The sequence below is a fragment of the Sinobaca sp. SA16-1 genome (assembly GCF_059510515.1).
Genome location: NZ_JCAKFL010000001.1, coordinates 686,068 through 698,667, shown reverse-complemented (window position 1 = coordinate 698,667; position 12,600 = coordinate 686,068). Strand labels below are relative to the sequence as shown.

Sequence of the window (12,600 nt, the reverse complement as noted above, 5' to 3'; positions counted from 1 at the left end):
ATAGCTGCGGGTTTAGACTGTATGATAGAACAAGAACAAAAGGGGGATTTTTTACGTGCTGCCTGATCACGCAAAAGTTATGGCTCTTATTCATGGAGCCGAGGAAGTTATTGGACGGAAAAAACTGCAGAAAATCGTTTATATAAGCAAGAAAGCCAACCTGCCGCTGAGCGAAAAATACACCTTCCGTATGTACGGTCCTTATTCCGAGGAATTGACGCTGCGGGTAGAGGAATTGTGCGATCTCGGGCTGGTCTCGGAAATAAAAGAAGAAAAAGCCGGGTATTATCAGTACCGATATAGGGTAACAGACCAGGGAGAAGACTTTTTAGCTAAATTTCCACAGGAATGGCCGTATAATGAAGCAGAGGAGATTCTTCATTATTTAAATACATGCACTTCAAAATTTCTGGAGCTCGTATCTACAATGCTCTACTTTGACCATTTACCGCCGGCTCAGGTAGAAGAAAAAGTCTCCACGTTAAAGAAAAGCCAGAATTACACGAACGATGATATGGCGAAAGCCTGGGCATGCATTGAACAAATCAAAAATCACCAAGTGCCGCACTAATACTTGGTATAAAAGGAGCGGATAACGTTGGATTTATTTGAAGACTATAAAAAGAAAAACAGCAAGCCGTCTAAAAAAGGCTCTGGATTTAATATATTAAGTGGAGATTCTACAGGCGGACACGGGGGCTATGGGGTTGGAACATTAAGCCTTGATAATATTACGCCCGTGTTTATTGATCCGGAAGAAGCCACCAGCTTTATCGATATGGGAGCCCTTCACGCCCGCTCTGCGGTGGAAAAGCGTATCAAGTTTTTGAAAAATAAAGAAGAGGTACCAAACGGCAAGCTGTACTGGCTCGTCTGGGTGACGACAGACCATAAAGACGGCCGTCCTTATTACGCAGGCGTCGCCGCCTGTGAAATGACAGTGGATACAGAAATCCGCCGTGGCTACAAAAGCCTGCCTGAGCACGTAAATAACATGGACCGGTCGCTGAAGCGCCGCATTATTGTAGACAAAATGGATGATACATCCAAGAAGCTGCTGGCCGAATTCCTGAAAGATTTTGATGAAGACATGTGGCATGCGTCAGAAAAAGAACTGCATGAAGGACTAACACCGTTACACGAAAACGAATAAAGCCACACGCATATGCATCCACCTCCACAGGAAACTGCGGCAGGGGATGTTTTTTGCCGGTACAGGCTTTAAAATAAGGGAGACACGATAACGATGGGACTTTGGTTTACAGAAAAACAGACAAATCATTTTGGCATAACCTTTGAAATAGAAAAGACCCTGCATACCGAACAAACGGAATTTCAGCAGCTCGATATGGTGCAGACGAAAGAATTCGGCAGAATGCTTCTGCTCGATGATATGGTGATGACAACGGAAAGAGACGAATTTGTATATCATGAAATGATCGTCCATGTGCCGTTATTCACCCATCCGGAACCAAAGCATGTGCTTGTGGTCGGCGGCGGAGACGGGGGAGCGATTCGTGAAATTCTTAAGCATCCTAGCGTGGAAACGGCAACGCTTGTAGAGATTGACGGCAAAGTGATTGAGTATTCCAAGCAGTACCTGCCAAGTATCGCCGGAGCGCTTGACGATCCGCGGGTGGAAGTGAAGGTAGCCGATGGATTTCTGCATATAGCAGAAAGCGAGCAGGCCTACGATATTATTATGGTCGACTCGACCGAACCGGTTGGTCCTGCCGTAAAGCTGTTTGAAAAAGGATTTTATGAAGGCATTTCCCGGGCGCTGAAAGAAGATGGGATTCTGGTCGCTCAGACAGACAATCCCTGGTTTCAGCATGACCTTTTAAAAACAGTCTATCGGGATGTGAGCAGTATTTTCCCTGTATCCCGGGTCTATACAGCCAATATTCCTACGTACCCAAGCGGGTTGTGGACGTTTACGATGGGATCAAAAAAACATGATCCGCTGGCTGTGCCGCAGGAGCGTTTCCATGATATAGATACAAAATATTACACGAGGCAGCTTCACCAGGCCTCTTTCGCGCTGCCCCGCTTCGTGCTGGACGGCGAAAATCCGAATGAATAAGGAGAAAAAACATGTTATTTGATGAAGCTTACTCTGGAAAAGTATTTATTGGGAGCCGCACGTCCTACACAGATGCGGATGTTGTATTATTTGGCATGCCGATGGACTGGACGGTCAGCTTCCGGCCGGGGTCCAGATTTGGTCCGGGCCGTATCCGCGAAGCTTCTGTAGGGCTTGAGGAGTACAGTCCTTATTTGGATAAGCATTTGGAAAACGTCCGCTACCACGATGCCGGAGATCTTCTGCTTCCGTTTGGCAATCCCCAGAAAAGCCTGGACATGATTGAAGAAACGATGGACGTGTTCCTTCGGGACAACAAGTTTCCGATCGGCATAGGCGGAGAGCACCTCGTCAGCTGGCCTATAATAAAAGCCATGGCCCGGAAATACGAAGACCTGGCGATTATTCATATTGATGCTCATACGGACCTTCGTACCGACTACGAAGGAGAAGTATTGTCCCACTCTACGCCTATGCGTAAAGCGTGCGAGTGGATCGGCCCGGAGAATGTGTTTTCATTTGGCGTACGTTCAGGGGAAAAAGAAGAGTTTTTATATGCGCGTACCTCCGGCATGAATTTTCATCCTTTTGAAGTAAACGAGCCGCTGCAGCGTATTCTTCCGGAGCTGCACCAGCGTCCGGTTTATGTGACGATTGATATTGATGTATTGGATCCCGCGTATGCGCCCGGAACCGGAACCGCAGAGGCCGGGGGCATCACTTCGAAAGAGCTTCTGCAGGCCATTCATTCGATCGGCCACTCCAGTGCGTTTGTTGTAGGGGCGGACCTGGTTGAAGTGGCGCCGGTCTATGATCACGCGGAAAAAACGGCGATCGCCGCATCAAAATTTATCCGGGAAATGCTTCTCGGGTTTCCTAAAGCCAGATAAGTTGAGCTCTGCTTCTTTTCTCTCTACAATAAAGAAAGATAGAAACAGGTGAAGGGTGAGGTGCTATGGTAATTCATCGCTCATGGTCATGCAAATGGAACGAATTAACGTGTCAGCGCCTGGTCCGTTGGGAAGCTTTGGAAAAAGACCACAAAGGATTTCACACGTTTGAGCAGCGCCTGCCTTTTTTTCAGGAAGCCCGCAGGCAGAAATTCTACATTCATGAAACCGTCCGCCATATTGAACACCGGGCCTCTCACCTGGCAAGAGAGGGAGAAAAAACAAAAGAGCTGCTGCGGCGCCAGAAAACGTGGCACCGCCATGCAGCGGACAGACTGTTTACTATAGATTATGATTTACTGCTTTATAAGCGTCTTTATGAAGGGGATCTTCCGTATGTCCTCATGTCGCCCCGGCAGATGGAGGCCTGGATCCGGAAGGAAAAGGAGTACAACCTGCAGCTTGTGCATCTGATCGAAAGCGGGGGCGGCCCGCTGCAGAGCCTGTATTTTCTGGAGCAGGTGCTAAAGCCGAAGCTGTTTAAAAAATGGTTGAAGTCCTATGAGCTTCCGCTGAAAAAGAAAGCAGACAAACTGGACCTGCTTTCGGTGATTCCTTATGGGTTTGCCGATAAAAGAGACAGCCGGTAGCTATAAATAAGGTGTAACGGTCTCGTAATGCACCGCCGGATCAATACTGTTTCCGGTAATAACAACGACTGTCGGACCGTCCGGCTGGATAATTTGTTCAAGCAGCGCCGAGACACCTACTGCAGCACCGCCTTCTACAATCAGGCGGTGCTTTTTGTATAGAAAGGCCATGGCTCGTGCAATGGCTTCTTCTGAAACTGCACAGCGTATGTCAGTGTAGCGCTCGATCATTGCCATCGTGTACTGGTTATCAAGACCGATGCCTCCAAGGAGGCTGTCTGCCAGTGTTGGCGTTTCCTCTACTTCAACAGGGCGTCCCGCTCGCAGGCTTTCCTGCATAGCGGCTCCCCGGCGGATGGTGGCGCCGTGCACCTGGATGGAAGGGTCGGTCATTTTCATCGCCAGTCCAAGGCCTGACAGCAAACCGCCTCCAGAGAGCCCGGCAATCACTGCAGAAATATCCGGCAGTTCCTCCAGCAGCTCGAGGCCGATGGTGCCCTGGCCTGCAATGATCGATGGATGGTCAAACGGAGGAATTAAGGTAAGGCCTTCTGTCTGCACAAGCCCGGCACTGATTCTTCCGGCTGCGTCTTGGCTTTTTCCTTCTATCCGAAGTTCTGCCCCGCTCTGCTGCAGGGCTTCTATTTTGGCACGGGTTACGGTTTCCGCCACACAGATTACAGCGCGGATGCCGTGTGCGGCAGCGGCCCGTGCGACAGCAAAGCCGTGATTGCCGGTGGAAAAGGTGACAACGCCTTTTTCTTTCTGGGCGTTCGTTAAAGATGCAATCATATGCGTCGCGCCCCGGAGCTTGAAAGAACCGGAAGGCTGAAGCTGTTCCAGTTTTAAATAAACGGGAACCCCGGTAAGGTTGCTTAGTTCAGCCGAATGCATTAAAGGCGTGGGAGGGAGCTCTTTTTTTATAACAGCACGGGCTTTCCAAATGTCGCGAAGATTCATCGTACATCATCCTTTCTTCACAGGCGCCCCCGTTGGTCGGTGAGCGGTCTTTATTCTGTATGATGCGTATTTTTTCATCGTAGCATACAGCGGGTACAGCGAATATTCATTTTTCTGTGATATCAACAAGAACATCAAAAGAAATATAGATAAAGTCCTCGTCGTTTATTAAATGCAGAAGCTGCCGGGCGGGAAGAAGAGACTGGCAGCGGCCGGAAAACGTGTGGTAGTCCCCATCCTCCCAATAGGAAAAGCAGTACTCCTGCGGGCTGCCGGTAATTTGTTCGAGCGTCCAGAGCAGTTCCTGCATGCGTTGTTCATCGAGTAACGGTTTTGGCCGGCGTCTGCCGGAAGCACGGCGTTTATTCCAGGCCTCCCGATGTTCCGGAAGAATCATCCTGGACGATTCCCAGCGCATGTTGGACCCGGGCGTCAGCTTGTTTTCTGTCATACGAATCATCTCCTTCTTTCTTTTTATCATATATAAGAACATGTGTTCTAGTAAAGGGTTATTTTTGACTTACGAAAAGTAATGAAGTAGATTTGAAGTATTATAAGAAAAAAGGAGCCGATTATGTCCTATCGCATACATGAAAAAACGAAAATAGGTCATGTGGAATTGCTGATTTCCAATTTGGAAGCGTCTTTGGAATTTTACCTGGAGGTATTGGGGTTTGAAGTAAAAAACAGGGAAGGAGCTCGTGCAGCATTAGGACCTCGTGGAGAAGATAACACTCTTTTGATTCTGGAGGAAAAGCCGGAAGTGCGGCCGAAACAAAAGACGAGTGGTCTCTATCATTTTGCGGTGTTAGTGCCCGATCGGGTGAGTCTCGGTTTATCCCTTAGCCGCCTGCTGGAGAAAAACTATCCGCTGCAGGGAGCGTCCGACCACCAGTTCAGCGAAGCGGTATACCTCGCAGACCCGGATGGCAACGGCATTGAAGTGTACCGCGACCGCCCGGAGCAGGAATGGAAAAGAAATGCGCACGGAGAGATTGCGCTTCAAACGCTTCCAATGGACGCAGACAGCGTGCTGCAGGAAGCAGCCGGCCTACAGTGGAATGGCCTTCCCGCCGGCACCGTAATTGGGCACATGCATCTTCATATCTCTAATTTCGAAAAGTCCGCTCATTTTTATACCGACGTGCTCGGCTTTAATACGATGATTTCCATCCCGGGAAGCGCTTTGTTTGTTTCCGCTGGAGGATATCACCACCATATCGCCGTCAATCTCTGGGCCGGCAGCAATGCCCCGGCGCCTGCAGAAGATGCCGTTGGCCTGATGTATTACTCGATCGTTCTTCCTAATGAAGAAGAAAAGCAAAAAGCAGCCGCCCGCCTCATCGAAGCGGATACCCCTGTAGAGGAAGAAGGAAGCATCATCTGTTTTCAGGATCCTTCCGGCATCTGGGCGAAGCTCGTTGCTGCTGGATAAGCTGTAAAAAAGCAGATGTCCCCGGGGGCATCTGCTTTTAAACGTCTGCCTCCTTCCTGCGGGCTTTGATTTTATGGCATAATAGGGAGACGAATAGATAACAAAATCAAACCACGACTACGATAAAAGGATGGATAGATACTATGAGTACACCGGATTTGAAAGCACGATCGCCCTGGTCGGCGTTAAATGATGTAGACAATGTAACGATACATCCGCTGAATGGAAAAAAAGTATCGGTGGATATGACGGTGCCGGGGAGCAAAAGCTTTACGAACCGGGCGCTTATTTTAGCGGCCCTTGCAGAAGGGACCTCTACTCTTTCCGGCCTGCTGAAAAGTGACGATTCCTACTGGTGCCTGGATGCCCTGGAAAAGCTTGGTGTGCCGTCGCGGGTCACCGGAGACACGGTGGAAATAGACGGATGCGGAGGCAGCTGGCCGGTTAAGGAAGCGGATCTCTACATTGGTGCAGCAGGAACGATTGCACGGTTTCTGCCCGGAGCGGTTGCAGCAGCCAGCGGAGGGAGCTACCGGATCGAAGCGAGCAGACGTATGAGCGAACGGCCGGTAAAACCTTTAATGGAGGCGCTTGAACAGCTGGGGGCGCAGATTGAATACGAAGACAAAAAAGGATTTTATCCGCTTGTCATAAAGCCATCGGGGCTGAATGGCGGAGAAGTAAGCATTTCCGGCGCCGTCTCGAGCCAGTTTATCAGCGGGCTGCTTATTTCCGGCGCGAATCAGCAGCAGGATCTGACGGTAACCATACCAGATCATATTGTGCAGCACGCCTACGTAAAAATTACGCTTGATCTTATGAAAGAATTTGGAGTAACGTCCGTGTACAATGAAGAATTAACAAAAATGACCGTGCTGGCTTCTGGATATAAAGCCAGAGAGATGGCTTTGGAAGCAGACGCTTCGACAGCAAGCTACTTTATGGCACTGGCTGCTATTTCCGGCGGCAGGGTTCGTATTAATAATCTGCCGACTCAAACAAATCAGCCGGATATCGGCATGGTGGATTTGTATGAAAAAATGGGATGTACCGTAGAAAAAGGAGCATCTTATGTAGAAATTCAGGGCCCGGAACAGCTCAAGGGCGGTCTGGACATCAGCATGAAAGAAATGTCGGACCAGACACTGACACTAGCTGCCATTGCGCCATTTGCAGATGGACCGGTGACGCTTCGGGACGTGGAGCACATCCGCCACCACGAATCAGACCGGATTCATGCGATCTGTACAGAGCTTGGAAAGCTGGGCATCAAAACAGATGAATTCGCAGATGGCCTGACGGTGTATCCCGGTACGCCGAAAGGTACTTCCTTATTGTCTTATGATGATCACAGAGTAGCGATGGCATTGTCTCTTGTTGGAGCAAAAGTGCCGGATGTCACCATTGCCGATCCGGGCTGCGTATCAAAAACGTGCCCATCTTATTTTGAACTGCTGAAAGCAGCAGGCGTAGACGTAACCTACAGCTAGTAGAGCCGGTCCTGATAGAAATAGTTCGGCTTATTAATATGATTATTGTATTCTTTATGAAAAATAGAGGTGGTGGCAGGGGATACCGGCGGAATCAGCCACGTCCAGTCGCCGGTGACTTCTCTGCCGGCCTGGGCTTCTTTTTTTTCGAACCGTTCGAATTGAGAGGCTGCCGTGTGGTGATCGACCATGCTGACTCCTTGCTTTTTAAAGGAATACAGCACGGCCCGGTTTAATTCAACGAGCGCCCGGTCTTTCCACAGGCTGGAGGCAAAGGAAGTATCAAGGCCCGCAATCTCCGCCATTTCCGGCAGCAGGTTATAGCGGCTGGTATCGGCGAGGTTTCTGGCACCAATTTCTGTTCCCATGTACCAGCCGTTAAATGGAGCAGCCTGGTACATAATGCCGCCTATCTCAAGCTTCATGTCCGAAACAATCGGTATGGCGTACCATTTGTATTGTTTCTCAGCAAACGCTTCGTATTCCGGGTGCTCCAGCGGCACTTCAAGAATAAGGGAGGAGGGGATGGAGAACCATTCCGGTTCCTTCTCTCCAAAGCTTATTAAAATAGGAAGAATATCAAAATCTGTTTTAGGCCCCTGCCAGCCGAGTTCCAGGCATTTATTCGTAAAATCAATTGAGTCCGGATCGCCGATAATTCTCTTTTCCGTTTGATAACCCGCATAACGGATCAGCTGATAATTCCAAATCCGTATTGATGGCCGGTCGGAAGAGGCAGGGGCAAATAAAGAAATCACCGGCAGAATTCTGCCTTTATTCGTAGCGTAGTGAATATGACGGAACAAAGACTGAGCGACCTCTTCTTCTGTGCTGTCTGTCCGGCAGTCGAGCACGTGAAGCGATTCCCAGAAGAAACGGCCGATGCAGCGGTTGCTGTTACGCCAGGCAAGCTTTGCTCCGATTCGTAGTTCTTCCAATGTGTGGGTGTAGTGGCCGGTGTCGGCAATTTCTTTTTCAATCTGTTTCCAGCGGGCATCACGCATGCTGCTGTTTTTTCCGGATTCCATATAAGCTATATCAATAAACGTCTTTGCTTCTTCTGCCAGCTGCTTCTTATCCTGCATAGGGACACCTCATTGCGTAGTTTGAATATATACAGTATAAGACAGAAGAGGACCGGATTCTAATATTGGAAACCGGACCAGTGAAGAGAGGAGAACGCTATGCTGTTTTTAGCCGTTTTTTTAACTTTGTTTTTACTGCTGCTGATGGGACTCGGTACAGCCAAACTGCTGTTGTTCCGGGAAAAGCCTTTTTCTCTCGGCCACTGGCTCAGCTTTTCGGCAGGAGCATCGCTGGCTTTAAGTGTTCTTATTACGATGTAAAAACCCCGCATCTGCCTCTAAAAAAGGCGAATGCGGGGTTTTTGGCTGTATCTGAATTATTGACCGATAAGCTCGCTCATTTTCTCAGGGAGCTCTGTATTGTCCATTAACCCGGTAAATTCTTCAGATCCGGCACCGTATGCGTATACTGGCACATCAGTTCCGGTATGCTGGGAAGTCGTCCAGCCGACATAAGAATATTCGCTCACAATAGAGTTGATTTCAAGCGCACGTGCTTCTTCATCGCCGGCGTTTTGAATGCGTTCTGCTTCTTCGTCGGTAATATCAATACCGGCAAACGTAGAAACGACGTCAGCTGCATTGGAAGCATCCTCATTAAGCTCTGCTGCCATTTTATCTCCTGTAGCAGTCACGTCACGAAGGACATCCGGCTTAGACATGTATTCATCATAGCCGCCAACGCTCATGCCGCCTGTTTCGTGATCACCGGCTACAACTACCAGTGTGTTGCCTTCTTCTTCAGCGTAATCTACAGCTTCCTGCACGGCCATTTCAAACGCTTCCGTGTCAGTCATCGCCCAGGCAGCATCGTGTGCATGGCCGGCCCAGTCAATCTGGCTGCCTTCCACCATTAGGAAAAATCCATCTTCATCCTGCTCCAGTGACTGGATCGAGGATGTGGTCATTTCAGAAAGGCTTGGCTGATCTTCCGGACGGTCTAGCTCCGGGGATAATGCTTCATCATGAAAGAGGCCGAGAATTTTTTCCTCTTCAGAGGCTTGGATCTCATCCAGGCTTTCGGTATACGTAAATCCATCTGCCTGTGCTTGCTCTATAAGATTTTCCTGCTCCTGCTCGCCGCCTTCTGATTCAGGCAGGAACATATTGCGGCCGCCGCCCATCAGGACGTCTACATTTTCAAGCAGCTGTGGGGCAATAGCGGCTTCATTGTTGCGGTCTTCTACACTTGCACCAAAGACAGCCGGAGTAGCATGTGTAATTGTGGACGTTGCGACAAGACCGGTGGATTTGCCGGCGTTTCCTGATTTCTCAAGAATACTGTCCGGAGAGTCGCCTTCCGGTGTCATGCCGATCATGCCGTTTTCCGTTTTGACTCCGCGGGCCATTGCCGTACCGGCTGCAGCAGAATCGGTTACAAGGTTATCTGCTGAATCTGTTTTCATCATGCCGGTAAGAAATTCATCCCACACCGGTGTTTCTTCACCTTTATAATTACGGTAATTTGTAGCGTACGCAGCGTCAAAACCATCCGGGATCATGTAAATGATGTTTTCTACTTCTTCCTGTTTTTCTTTCTGGGAATGTTCCGGGGCTTTTCCATTGTCATCAGGGATGCTGGCATAGGCTCCTGTTCCGGAGGAAAGAATAATCGACGTTCCAAGTCCAAGTGCGGCAACGCTTTTAAGTCTGTTGGGAATAGATTTCATGTTTTACTGACCCCTTTTCTGATTATGTTTTACACTTTTAACTATAAAGAATAGTTGTTAAGGAAGTATAAAGCTGATTTAAAGACAGACAGAAGGGGAGGGGACTATTCTACTTTAAGTGCTTATAGCATGTAAAAAAGTTATTTTTATAAGAATTTCTACATAAATATGCGGCATTATGAAGGGGAAACCATATAAAGGACTCTATTTATTGGAAAATTGCGAAAGATAAAACAGGTACTTTTGACGTGCTGGCAATGTAAAAATTGTTAATTCCAGGTAAAGAAAATATCATTTATATTATGCGAATATAGAAAAAAAGCATGCCCCGGCCGGGCATGCTTTCCAACTTTATATTTCATCAAGCAGCTGATAAATCTGCTGCTTGTTTTCCGCCTGAATTAATTGTTCCCGGAAATCTTCGTCCATCAGCTTTCTGGAAAGCATCTGCAGAATGCGTAAATGATCGTCGCCGGCCCGTTCCTGCGGTACCGCAATCATAAATATCAATTTCGCCTGCGTACCGTCCAGGCTGTTCCAATCAACCCCCTGCCGGTGAATGCCGAAAGCGACCGCCGGCTTTGTCACGACATCGGCTTTACCGTGAGGAATCGCCACATTCATGCCAAGGCCTGTAGACCCCTGAGCTTCCCGCTCCAGAATGACCTGCTTAAATGCGCTGTTGTTGGTTAGTACATTGCTGCCGGAAAGCGTCCGGATCATTTCATCCATCACATCTTCCCGGGAATCTGCGGTCAAGTTGGGAATAATCAGATCTTTGGAAACAAGATCCGTCAGCTTATTAAATGTTGTTTCCTGTTCGTCGGTAGCCTGACGGGCAGAAGCAGCTTCGCTTTGTACAAGAGGCTCTTCTGCGCCGCCGGCCGGAACCGCCGCCGCGGTCACATCACGTTTAATTAGATTGACAATAAAGGCGGTAATAAGGGAACCAACCAGAATGGCGATAAAAAACATCGTTACATTCGTTACAGCTCCGAGAACACCGACGATCGGCCCGCCGTGGGCCACCTGATCGCCGACGCCGCTCTGCATGGCAATGACTGCAGCTGCCATCGAGCCGATCATGATGCTTGGAATAACGCGCAGCGGATCTTTGGCAGCAAAAGGAATAGCGCCTTCTGTGATGCCGAAAAGTCCCATCGTAAAGGAAGCTTTTCCTGCTTCAATCTCCGGCTGTTCGAATTTCTTCTTGTTCATAAAGGTCGCAATACCAAGGCCGATAGGAGGGACAGCGATGGCCGCAGCAACGGCTCCCATAATAGCGAAGTTGCCCTCGGTAATCATTGCGGCACCGAATAGAAAAGCTACTTTATTTACAGGGCCTCCCATATCAAAGGAGATCATCGCCCCTAAAATCAAGGCAAGCAGCACGGTGCTCGTTCCTTCCATACCTGCAAGCCAAGTAGTCAGGCTCTCAAAAATAGCGGCTACTGGTGCGCCGATCAAAAAGGAAAAAGAAAGACCGACGATAAGAGATGCTAATACTGGAATAATAATAATAGGCATAATAGGCTGCAAGGCCCGTGGGACTTTCCATTTTTTAATCCATAATGCTACGTAACCGGCCAGAAAACCGGCGATAATTCCGCCGATAAACCCGGCAGCGGCTTCACTGCCGTAAAAGCTGCCGTTTGCCGCAATGTAGCCGCCGATCATCCCCGGCGCAAGGCCCGGACGGTCAGCTATGCTCATTGCGATAAAGCCGGCGAGAATAGGGATCATGAATGCAAACGAACCGGCACCAATTGCTTCAATAGTGCTCCAGATTGAATCCTCTGGAATGATTAAGCCTTCCGCTGACGGTACTCCTCCAAGAGATAAGGAAATCGCAATCAACAGTCCACCGACTACAATGAAAGGAATCATAAAGGAAACGCCGTTCATCAGATGCCTGTAAATAGGGTTTTCTTTTTTCTTCGTTTCATCCTGCCGTTCTACAGATCCGGAAAGCATTTCCCCTTTTCCGTCCAATATGTTTTGAATGAGCTGCTCCGGCTTATGGATGCCGTCCTGAACGCCCGTCTCTACAATTTGTTTTCCATGAAATCTGGATTTGTCGACATTTTTATCGGCTGCAAATATAACGCCTTCTGCATCCCTTATGTCTTCGTCTGTCAGGATATTTTCCGCTCCGACTGACCCCTGGGTTTCTACTTTGATCTCCACTCCGAGCTGAGCGGCGGCCTTTTGTAAGTTCTCAGCTGCCATGTACGTATGGGCGATCCCTACAGGGCATGCAGTAATAGCGACAATTTTTTTCATGCTGCCTCATCCTTTCCTCTTTTCTTTCTATATTCAGTATAGACAAAAAAGAAA

Annotated in this window: 13 protein-coding genes; 8 read left to right on the top strand and 5 right to left on the bottom strand. The window is 48.7% G+C overall.

Annotation, left to right across the window (positions count from 1 at the left end):
* Positions 1–55 precede the first annotated feature (55 nt).
* The 5 genes from AC5W2J_RS03410 (at position 56) to AC5W2J_RS03390 (ending at position 3,623) form a co-directional block, all read left to right on the top strand.
* Complete coding sequence (locus AC5W2J_RS03410; RefSeq protein WP_496058081.1) at positions 56–571, top strand: YwgA family protein; 516 nt, start codon at positions 56–58, stop codon at positions 569–571.
* A 27-nt stretch (positions 572–598) separates the two neighbouring features.
* Positions 599–1,153, top strand: a complete 555-nt coding sequence (locus tag AC5W2J_RS03405) for a YwhD family protein (protein ID WP_496058080.1) — start codon at positions 599–601, stop codon at positions 1,151–1,153.
* Between the two features lie 93 nt (positions 1,154–1,246).
* Positions 1,247–2,083, top strand: a complete 837-nt coding sequence (gene speE, locus AC5W2J_RS03400) for a polyamine aminopropyltransferase (protein WP_496058079.1) — start codon at positions 1,247–1,249, stop codon at positions 2,081–2,083.
* An 11-nt stretch (positions 2,084–2,094) separates the two neighbouring features.
* Positions 2,095–2,973 (top strand): agmatinase, encoded by an 879-nt coding sequence (gene speB, locus AC5W2J_RS03395; RefSeq protein WP_496058078.1) that lies wholly within the window; start codon positions 2,095–2,097, stop codon positions 2,971–2,973.
* A 65-nt stretch (positions 2,974–3,038) separates the two neighbouring features.
* Positions 3,039–3,623 carry a hypothetical protein gene (locus AC5W2J_RS03390; RefSeq protein WP_496058077.1) on the top strand — a complete coding sequence of 195 codons (585 nt, stop codon included), beginning with the start codon at positions 3,039–3,041 and terminating at the stop codon, positions 3,621–3,623.
* On the opposite strand, the gene eutB is transcribed toward AC5W2J_RS03390, so the two are convergent.
* On the bottom strand, positions 3,624–4,583 hold the full coding sequence (eutB, locus tag AC5W2J_RS03385) for a hydroxyectoine utilization dehydratase EutB (protein WP_496058076.1): 960 nt from the start codon (positions 4,581–4,583) through the stop codon (positions 3,624–3,626).
* Positions 4,584–4,689: 106 nt separating this feature from the next.
* On the bottom strand, positions 4,690–5,034 hold the full coding sequence (locus AC5W2J_RS03380) for a YolD-like family protein (protein WP_496058075.1): 345 nt from the start codon (positions 5,032–5,034) through the stop codon (positions 4,690–4,692).
* Between the two features lie 123 nt (positions 5,035–5,157).
* Here AC5W2J_RS03380 and AC5W2J_RS03375 point away from each other — a divergent pair, with 123 nt between their 5' ends.
* On the top strand, positions 5,158–6,018 hold the full coding sequence (locus AC5W2J_RS03375; protein WP_496058074.1) for a VOC family protein: 861 nt from the start codon (positions 5,158–5,160) through the stop codon (positions 6,016–6,018).
* Between the two features lie 143 nt (positions 6,019–6,161).
* The gene (gene aroA / locus AC5W2J_RS03370) at positions 6,162–7,508 is read left to right on the top strand and encodes a 3-phosphoshikimate 1-carboxyvinyltransferase (RefSeq protein WP_496058073.1); all 1,347 of its coding nucleotides are present in this window, start codon (positions 6,162–6,164) and stop codon (positions 7,506–7,508) included.
* Here the strand turns inward: aroA and AC5W2J_RS03365 are convergent.
* Positions 7,505–8,593, bottom strand: a complete 1,089-nt coding sequence (locus AC5W2J_RS03365) for a nitric oxide synthase oxygenase (RefSeq protein ID WP_496058072.1) — start codon at positions 8,591–8,593, stop codon at positions 7,505–7,507. The two genes, aroA and AC5W2J_RS03365, sit on opposite strands and share 4 nt — an antisense overlap.
* 99 nt (positions 8,594–8,692) lie before the next feature.
* On the opposite strand from AC5W2J_RS03365, the gene AC5W2J_RS03360 reads away from it, so the two are divergent.
* Entirely contained in the window at positions 8,693–8,854 is a 162-nt protein-coding gene (locus AC5W2J_RS03360; RefSeq protein ID WP_496058071.1) for a hypothetical protein, read from the top strand.
* A 56-nt stretch (positions 8,855–8,910) separates the two neighbouring features.
* On the opposite strand, the gene AC5W2J_RS03355 is transcribed toward AC5W2J_RS03360, so the two are convergent.
* The gene (locus AC5W2J_RS03355; protein WP_496058070.1) at positions 8,911–10,263 is read right to left on the bottom strand and encodes an alkaline phosphatase; all 1,353 of its coding nucleotides are present in this window, start codon (positions 10,261–10,263) and stop codon (positions 8,911–8,913) included.
* A 351-nt stretch (positions 10,264–10,614) separates the two neighbouring features.
* Entirely contained in the window at positions 10,615–12,546 is a 1,932-nt protein-coding gene (locus AC5W2J_RS03350; RefSeq protein ID WP_496058069.1) for a fructose-specific PTS transporter subunit EIIC, read from the bottom strand.
* Positions 12,547–12,600 lie beyond the last annotated feature (54 nt).